6 protein-coding genes are annotated in these 8,498 nt (G+C 72.0%); all 6 read right to left on the bottom strand.

Annotation, left to right across the window (positions count from 1 at the left end; translation table 11 throughout):
• Positions 1 to 83: 83 nt before the first annotated feature.
• Positions 84 to 1,073, bottom strand: a complete 990-nt coding sequence (gene pstC, locus VR44_RS25455; RefSeq protein ID WP_045949926.1) for a phosphate ABC transporter permease subunit PstC — start codon at positions 1,071 to 1,073, stop codon at positions 84 to 86.
• A gap of 180 nt (positions 1,074 to 1,253) precedes the next feature.
• Entirely contained in the window at positions 1,254 to 2,393 is a 1,140-nt protein-coding gene (gene pstS, locus VR44_RS25450) for a phosphate ABC transporter substrate-binding protein PstS (protein WP_045949925.1), read from the bottom strand.
• A gap of 530 nt (positions 2,394 to 2,923) precedes the next feature.
• A complete protein-coding gene (locus tag VR44_RS25445; protein ID WP_045949924.1) occupies positions 2,924 to 3,880 on the bottom strand; it encodes a CHAD domain-containing protein in 957 nt (318 codons plus the stop codon).
• Positions 3,861 to 6,152: an RNA degradosome polyphosphate kinase gene (locus VR44_RS25440; protein ID WP_094191909.1), complete on the bottom strand. Its 2,292-nt coding sequence runs from the start codon at positions 6,150 to 6,152 to the stop codon at positions 3,861 to 3,863. The genes VR44_RS25445 and VR44_RS25440 overlap by 20 nt, the downstream gene beginning before the upstream one ends.
• 193 nt (positions 6,153 to 6,345) lie before the next feature.
• Positions 6,346 to 6,990, bottom strand: coding sequence for a class I SAM-dependent methyltransferase (locus VR44_RS25435; RefSeq protein WP_045949923.1), 645 nt, complete (start codon positions 6,988 to 6,990; stop codon positions 6,346 to 6,348).
• A gap of 28 nt (positions 6,991 to 7,018) precedes the next feature.
• Complete coding sequence (locus VR44_RS25430; protein WP_094191910.1) at positions 7,019 to 8,239, bottom strand: helix-turn-helix domain-containing protein; 1,221 nt, start codon at positions 8,237 to 8,239, stop codon at positions 7,019 to 7,021.
• Positions 8,240 to 8,498 lie beyond the last annotated feature (259 nt).

Genomic DNA, 8,498 nt, shown 5'->3' with positions numbered 1-8,498 from the left:
GGGCAGGCCGCCGCGGGTCAGGCCGGCGGGGGAGGCGGACCGGCGGGCCGGAGCGGGCCGGTGGTCCTGCAGTGCGTGGCTCATCAGGCGTTCGCCCCCGAGAAGTCCTTGCGACGGGCGATGATCAGGCGCGCGGCGCCGTTGACCAGCAGGGTGAGCAGGAAGAGGACGAGACCGGAGGCGATGAGCGCGTCACGGCCGAACTCGTTGGCCTCGTCGAACTTCGCGGCGATGTTCTGCGCGAAGGTGCCGCCGCCCGGGTCGAGGATGTGCCCGGAGATCAGGAAGCTCGGGGAGAGGACGGTGGCCACGGCCATGGTCTCGCCGAGCGCGCGGCCGAGGCCGAGCATGGAGGCGGAGATGACGCCGGAGCGGCCGAAGGGCAGCACCGACAGGCGGATGACCTCCCAGCGGGTCGCGCCGAGGGCCAGGGCGGCCTCCTCGTTCATGCGCGGGACCTGCAGGAAGACCTCGCGGCTGACGCTCGTCACGATCGGCAGGATCATGATCGCGAGGAGGACGCCGACGGTGAACAGCGAGCGGGCGACGCCGACCTGGGTCTTGTCGAAGACGTAGGTCCAGCCGAGGTACTGGTCGAGCCAGAGGTTCAGCCCGTTCAGCTGCGGCACGAGGAAGAGGGCGCCCCAGATGCCGTAGATGATCGACGGCACGGCGGCCAGCAGGTCGACCACGTAGGCGAGGGGTGCGGCCAGCTTGCGCGGCGCGTAGTGCGAGATGAAGAGGGCGATGCCGACGGCGATCGGAACCGCGATGACCATCGCGATGATCGAGCTGACGACGGTGCCGAAGAGCAGGACGGCGATGCCGAAGACGGGAGGCCGGGCGGACGCGTTCCAGTCGAAGGTGGTGAGGAAGTTCCCCTCGTTCTTCGACAGGGCGATGCTGGCCCGGTAGGTGAGGAAGGCGGCGATCGACGCCATGATCACCAGGAGCAGGATGCCGGAGCCCTTGGAGAGCCCCGAGAAGATCTTGTCACCGGCGCGGCCGGTGGACCTTCCGCTCTTGGAGACGGGCGGAGCCGTTTCTATGCGGGTGGGTGTGCTGGAAGCCATGGTCTTTCCGGTCTGTGTGGGGGGCGAGCCCCCTGGCGGCGGTGCACCGGATCCCCCGGGTGGAGGGGGAGGGTCCCCGGGCCGGCCCGCCCGGACGGGGGCGGGCCGGACCTCGGGGGTCAGGACTGAGCCTCGTGGCTCCGGAGCCGTGGGGCCTCGCGGCCTCCGGGCTCCAGGGCCTTACGCGAGGGACTTGATGACCTCGCGGACCTTGCTGTTGATCTCGGTCGGGATGGGGGCGTAGCCGTTCTCGGTGAGGGCCTTCTGGCCGGCGTCCGAGGCGGTGTACTCCAGGAAGGACTTCACGGTGCCGAGCGTCTCGGGCTTGTTGCCCTTGTCGCAGACGACCTCGTAGGTGACCAGGACGATCGGGTACGCGCCCTCGGCCTTGGTGGCGTAGTCGAGCTTGAGGGCCAGGTCCGAGCCGGTGCCGGTGATCTTGGCGGCGGAGATGGCCTTGGAGGCGTTCTCCGGGGTCGCCTTGACCGGGGCGGAGGCGCCGGTGTTCACGTCGACCGTCTTGATGTTCTGCGAGGTGGCGTACGAGAGCTCGAAGTAGCCGATCGCGCCGTCGACGGCCTTGACCTGGGAGGCGACACCGGCGGAGCCGGAGGCGGCCTGGCCACCGGGGGCCGGCCACTTCTTCGAGGCGTCGTAGGACCAGGCGTCGGGCGCGGCGGCCTTGAGGTACTTGCCCAGGTTCTCGGTGGTGCCCGAGTCCTCGGAGCGGTGGAAGGCCTGGATGGCGGTGGGGGGGAGGTTGACGCCGGGGTTCAGCTTCTTGATGGCGTCGTCGTCCCACTTCTTGATCTTGTCGTTGAAGATGTTGGCGATCGTCGCGGCGTCGAGGTTGAGCTTGTCCACGCCGGCGACGTTGAAGCCGAGGGCGATGGGACCGCCGACCATCGGCAGGTTGATGCCCTGGCCGCCGGTGCAGACCTTCTTCGAGTCCTCGACCTGCTCGGGCTTCAGCGCGGAGTCCGAGCCGGCGAAACCGACGGTGCCCTGGTTGAACGCGACGATGCCCTCACCGGAGGAGGAGGACTTGTAGTTCACCTCGACGCCGGAGCAGGCGGCCATGTAGTTCTTGACCCACAGGTCGACGGCGTTCTTCTGGGCGGAGGAGCCGGACGCGAGCAGCTTGCCCTTGGCGCCGTCGCACTTGATGTCGCCGGGGGCGGGGGCCGAGGCCTTCGGGGTGCCGTCGGCGCCGGTCTTCGTGTTGTCGTCCGAGCCGCACGCCGTGAGGACCAGGGCGCCGGACACGACGAGGGCCCCGAGGGCGGAGGCACGAAGCCGGTTCTTGCGCTGAAGCTTCACTGTTCGGGTGTTCCTTCCGGGGAGCCGCCGGCCGCTTTCTGAATCGGGGCGGCGTGCGAAGAGGACTACGTGATCGGTGGGGTGCGGTGCCGCTCTTTCTCGTTCGGCTCGCACCGTGCGCTACCGAAATTAGGCAGAACAGGTGACGGGGTCGACGGGGGTTGGTGAACGGATGGTGAACCGTGGCGGACGGACGGGTGCGGATGGGGGGGTTTGTACCTGGGATTAAGCGGGCGTTATCCGCCCGTTATGGGGCCGTGACCTTGCCCGGAGCGGGCCGGGGCGTCTCGCGGGGCTGCTCCGGATGACGGGGCGGGGGTGGCTGGATCTCGCCGGTGCCCGCCGGTGCGGGATGGGGCGGAGCGCCGCCGGGCGGGGCCGGGGGAGGCCGGGGGAGGCCGGGGTCCCGGTGGGGCGGTCTCAGGGAAGGGATGAGGGTTTCCCCTCGCTCTCATCGTCCTTCCGCGCCGGGCCGGCCTGTCAAGCCCCCGAGGCCGCTCCGAGACCGCCCAGGTCGGACCCCGCCCCCCTCAGGACACCGCCGCCGGTTCCCACAGGCTGTGGAAGGTGAGGCGGCTCGCCTCCACCGCGTGGCGTTGGTCGGCGTGGAGGACGCCCAGGGCGTAGGCCGTCGCCGGGGCGATGCGGGGGGTGCGGGCCGCCGTGGCCGAGGCGGTGGCCGCCTCCGAGGCGTCGCGGTGCTGGTTCAGGGCCTCGCTCGCCGCCGCCAGGCGCGGGGAGTCCTCCCCCAGGGCCTCCTGCGCGTAGCGGTGCACGCGCAGCAGGCGGCGCACCTCGTGCCAGGCGGCGTCCGCGTGGGCCGAGTACGGGGCGGAGGCGTCGGTGGCGGGGAGGGCGGCGACCGCCGTCTCCAGGCGGGTCCGGGCCGCCGCCGCGAGCGGGGTGAGGACGTCGTGCAGGGGACCGGTGGCCGCCACCGGGTCCAGCGGGACCTCCGAGGCGAGGACCGCCACCGCGTCCGCGACCGCGTGGAAGCGTGCCGAGCCGAGCGCCTGGAGGGTCGCCGAGTGCGCACGGGTCCGGGCCAGGGTGAGCTGGCGTTCCAGCAGGGCGCCCGCGCGCGCCGAGCCCACCGTCAGCGCGCCCGAGGCGCTGCCGCGCGGGGCCGGGACCTCCGGGGAGGCCGAGAGCCGTTGCAGGGCCTCCATCAGGCGGGACAGCCGGGCCGCGTACGCGTGCTCGTCCGCCAGGGTGGAGGAGAGCCAGACGAGCTCGCTGCGCAGCGGGTCCGCCCAGGCCGCCTGCGTGACGGCCCGGAAGGTGCTCAGGGACGAGGCGATGCGGCGCGCGGCCCCCCGCAGGCCGTGCGCCGCCTCGGCCTCCGCCCCGGCGTCGGGGCCGCCGCCCCCCGCGCCCGCCGCGCCTGCGTCGTGCAGGCGCAGCGCGCGCAGGAAAGCGGTGGCCTGGGAACGCAGGTACACGCCGAGCACGTCACCTGCGGTCGGGTCATGGTTTGGCTGAGCCACGCCGGCGCCTCCGGGCGTCTATGAGCATCTCCTGTACGTGCCGCAGCGGCTGGCCGTCGGCGTCGGTGCTGTGCCGGGTCCATTCGCCGTCCGGGCCCAGGTGCCAGGAGGAGGTGGCGTCGGACATGCCCGTCTCCAGCATCCGGTCCAGTGCCGCGCGGTGACCGGGGTCGGTGACCCGGACCAGTGCCTCGATGCGGCGGTCGAGGTTGCGGTGCATCATGTCGGCGCTGCCGATCCACACCTCGGGCTCGCCGCCGTTGCCGAAGGCGAAGACCCGGGAGTGTTCCAGGAAGCGGCCGAGGATCGAGCGGACCCGGATGTTCTCCGACAGCCCCGGGACCCCCGGGCGCACGGCGCAGATGCCGCGCACCCAGATGTCGATCGGGACGCCCACCTGGGAGGCCCGGTAGAGGGCGTCGATCAGGGCCTCGTCGACGATCGAGTTCATCTTCAGCCGGACGGACGCCGGGCGGCCGGACCGGTGGTGGTCGGCCTCCTTGTCGATGCGCGATATCAGCCCGTCGCGCAGGGACTTCGGGGCGGTCAGCAGCCGGCGGTAGGTCTCGCGGCGGGAGTAGCCGGAGAGCCGGTTGAACAGGTCGGAGAGGTCCGCGCCGACCTGCGGGTCGGCGGTGAGCAGGCCGAGGTCCTCGTACAGGCGGGCGGTCTTGGGGTGGTAGTTGCCGGTGCCGACGTGGCTGTAGCGGCGGAGGGTCTCCCCCTCCTGGCGGACCACGAGCGACAGCTTGCAGTGGGTCTTGAGGCCGACCAGGCCGTAGACGACGTGGCAGCCGGACTCCTCCAGCTTGCGCGCCCACTTGATGTTGGCCTGCTCGTCGAAGCGGGCCTTGATCTCGACGAGTACGAGGACCTGCTTGCCGGACTCGGCGGCGTCGATGAGGGCGTCGACGATGGGGGAGTCGCCGGAGGTGCGGTACAGCGTCTGCTTGATCGCGAGGACGTCCGGGTCGGCGGCGGCCTGTTCCAGGAAGGCCTGCACGGAGGTCGAGAAGCTGTCGTACGGGTGGTGGAGCAGCACGTCGCGTTCGCGCAGCGCGGCGAAGATGTCGGGCGCGGAGGCGGACTCGACCTCGGCGAGGTCACGGTGGGTGCCGGCGACGAACTTGGGGTACTTCAGCTCGGGCCGGTCGAGGGAGGAGATCCCGAAGAGGGCCGTCAGGTCGAGGGGGCCGGGCAGCGGGTACACCTCGGCGGCGGAGACCTTCAGCTCCTGCACCAGCAGGTCCAGGACGCCGGGGTCGATGGACTCCTCGACCTCCAGGCGCACGGGCGGGCCGAAGCGGCGCCGCATGAGCTCCTTCTCCAGCGCCTGGAGGAGGTTCTCGGCGTCGTCCTCCTCCACCTCCAGGTCCTCGTTGCGGGTCACGCGGAACATGTGGTGCGCGAGCACCTCCATGCCGGGGAACAGCTCCTCCAGGTGCGCGGCGATGACGTCCTCCAGCGGGACGTAGCGCTGCGGGGAGGCCTCCAGGAAGCGGGAGAGCAGCGGCGGCACCTTGACGCGGGCGAAGTGGCGGTGCCCGCTGACGGGGTTGCGCACGACGACGGCCAGGTTCAGGGACAGGCCGGAGATGTAGGGGAAGGGGTGCGCGGGGTCCACGGCCAGCGGGGTGAGCACCGGGAAGATCTGGTTGCGGAACAGGGTGAAGAGGCGTGCCTGCTCCTTCTCGGTGAGGTCGGGCCACCGGATGAGGTGGATGCCCTCCTCGGCGAGCTGCGGGGCGATGTCGTGCTGGTAGCAGGCGGCGTGCCGGGCCATGAGCTCGCGGGAGCGGGTCCAGATGAGGTCGAGGACCTCGCGGGGCTGCAGACCGGAGGCCGAGCGGGTGGCGACGCCGGTCGCGATGCGGCGCTTGAGGCCGGCGACGCGGACCATGAAGAACTCGTCGAGGTTGCTGGCGAAGATCGCAAGGAAGTTCGCGCGTTCGAGGAGCGGGGTGGTGGGGTCCTCGGCCAGCTCGAGGACGCGCTCGTTGAAGGCCAGCCAGCTGCGTTCGCGGTCGAGGAACCGGTTGGCGGGCAGCTGCCCGTCGTCGTCCTTGTCCTCGTACGCGTCGAGGTCGGCGTCGAGATCGGGATCGAGGCCGACGCGGGCGGTGGCGGCCGGCCCGGTGTGGGGGCGGTGGGCGGCTATGGAGCCGAGGCGCGACTTCGCCGGTGTTTTGGAGCCGGTGGAGGCGGCGGCGGAGGTGTGAGACGGGTGCTGGGCGGGGACCTCGGTGGGGCCTGCGCTGGGCTGGTGGCTCATGACTCCATTCTTCCGCGCACGGGGGAGGACAGGCGCGTCGGAAGTGTCCGCGGTCAGGCGGAGTCGGGGCTGCATGCCGGGAGGTTCGCAAGCGCGTCTGAATGCCCGGTTAATGGCGTATGGCTTCCAGACTCCGCGTACGGACAGGATTCCCGGCCCCCCGCCGCCGTACGGCCGTGTGGGTGGCGGTCGGCTACGGGTGGTGCCAGACCAGGGTGTACCGCCAGAACAGCCTCCGGCGCAGCCGCGCGCCGGGCAGTACCCGGTGGGCCTCGCGGACGATGTCGGCGAAGGCCATGTCCGCCGGGCGGGTCGGGGCGGTCATCGCGGCCGGTCGCGGCGCCTGGCGGCCCTTGTTCTTGATCCAGGCCATGGCGATGTTCGCCGGGATGGCGGCGGCGTCGATCAGGTAGTCGGTCCACGACCGGGGGCGGAAGAGGCCGACGACGACGAGACGGCCGCCGGGCGCCAGGTGCCGTCGGAAGCAGGCGAGGGCGTCGCCGAACGGCATGTGGTGGACGGTGGCGACACAGGTGATGACGTCGTGGGGGCCGGGGGGAAGTTCCTCCAGCGCGTCGCCGAGGGTGAAGGTCACCGCGGCTGCCGGGGCGGTGAGCTCCCGCGCGCGAGCGACGATGGCGGCATCGACGTCGACACCGTGCACCGCTTCGGCCCGCGAGGCCAGGAGCCGGGCGAGGTCCCCGCTGCCCGATCCGACGTCCAGGGCGCTGCCGAACCGTCTGGGCAGCTGCCGAAGGATCCACGGGTGGTAATGGGCGTTGTGGTCCCAGGGGCGGGCAGCGTGGAACCGCTCGAGTGCTCGCAGGATGGGGTTCATGCCCCGAGTTGATCAGTGCGGGCCCGTCTCAGTCGAGCTCGGCGAGGGCGTCCACCAGTGTCCGGCCCTCGCGGGACCCCCGGCGCAGCAGCAGGGCGCCCACCCTGTGCAGCTCGGTCCAGCCATGCGGCCGGCCGATCTCCGAGGCGTCGCGGACCACGCCGAGCGCCGTGGTCAGGGCGGCTTCGGCCTCCCCGGCGCCCGCGTACGCGTGGGCCAGGCAGGCCCCGTACCAGGCCCGGTCCCGCCGGAAGGCCGGGGTGAAACCGGCCAGCCCGGCCGTCAGGTTCCCGACGGCACCGTCCCAATCCCTCAGGTGCAGGTCGGCCATGCCACGCTGCGCCGCGAACCACGACTCTCCGTAGAAGTACAGCCAAGGCGGCGCGTCCACCGCGTCCACGATGATCCGCTGCGCCTCGTCCAGCCGCGCATACGCGGCGCCGCGCTCGCCCTCCAGCGCGTAACCCCGTCCGGCCATCTGCACCGCCATGGCCCGCGTGGCCGCGCTCGCTCCCGCCGTCGCCGCAGCGGCCTCGCCCAGCCGCGCGCAACGCCGCCCCTCACCGCCCGACCACGCCAGATGCGCCTTCATGCTCATGGTGGTGGCGGCCATGTCCCCGTAACCGGACTCCAGCGCCCAGTCATACGACCGGTCGAACCACCCCAGTGCCACAGCCGCGTTGTCCTGATCCTGCGCCATCCACGCCAAGAACTGCGCGTACTCGGCGAGCAGCCTCACCACCCGGTCCGCGAGCGCCCCCCGGGCCTGCCCGTGAAGCCCCGCCACTGCCCTGAACTGAGCGGTGACCAGCGGCGCGACGGCACGCGACCCCACGGTGTCCTCGGCCCGGCGGTGCGCGGCAAGTAACGCATCCATCGCATCCACGGAAGCGGCATCCAGCCGCAGGCCGCCCTTCCTCACCCCGGCCAGCCGCTCACCGTCGGCCTCCGACACCACCCCGGGCAGCACGAGCGAGGGCAGCGGCAGCCCCTCCTGCCGGACGCCGAGCAGTTCCACGGGGACGCCGAGTCCGTCGATGATCCGCTGCCGCACCTCGACCGAGGTCACCGCACGCCGCCGGTTCTCGATGGCGGACACGTCGGACTGTGCCAGACCGAGCAGCCCGCCGAGCCGGGTCTGGCTGCTGCGCGTCAACTTCCGCCACGCCCTCAACAGAGCGGCCCAGTCCTCGGCCGCCGCAGCCGCCCGCAGTTCGGGATGCACCCACACGTCCAGCTCGGGCTCCATGCCCGAAATATAGGACGGCCCTATAGGCCGCGGCATGACCAGCCCCAGACGGTCCGCAGGCGCCGAGACCTGGGCAGCGCGTAGCGATCCGCTGCGCCCACCGGCCCCGGATGCCTCTCTGATCGGCATGTGGTGCGGGTAGCGGCGCCAGACGGCCGACGGACGCCGGAACGAGAGGAGCGCGTAGCGATCTGATGCGCGGGATGGCACCCATTGCCGCTCATGGCGGCCCGGATGCCCGGCGAGGCGGCCCCCGACT

It is taken from the genome of Streptomyces katrae, assembly GCF_000966975.1.
Lineage (GTDB): Bacteria > Actinomycetota > Actinomycetes > Streptomycetales > Streptomycetaceae > Streptomyces > Streptomyces katrae.
The sequence above is the reverse complement of the archived record's forward strand: the minus strand, read 5'-3'. Positions and strand labels throughout refer to the sequence as shown.

Coding starts and splice junctions, on each gene's coding strand:
- pstC (WP_045949926.1), bottom strand. CDS start 1,073: ATGGCTTCCAGCACACCCACCCGCATAGAAACGGCTCCGCCCGTCTCC.
- VR44_RS25440 (WP_094191909.1), bottom strand. CDS start 6,152: ATGAGCCACCAGCCCAGCGCAGGCCCCACCGAGGTCCCCGCCCAGCAC.
- VR44_RS25435 (WP_045949923.1), bottom strand. CDS start 6,990: ATGAACCCCATCCTGCGAGCACTCGAGCGGTTCCACGCTGCCCGCCCC.
- VR44_RS25430 (WP_094191910.1), bottom strand. CDS start 8,239: ATGGAGCCCGAGCTGGACGTGTGGGTGCATCCCGAACTGCGGGCGGCT.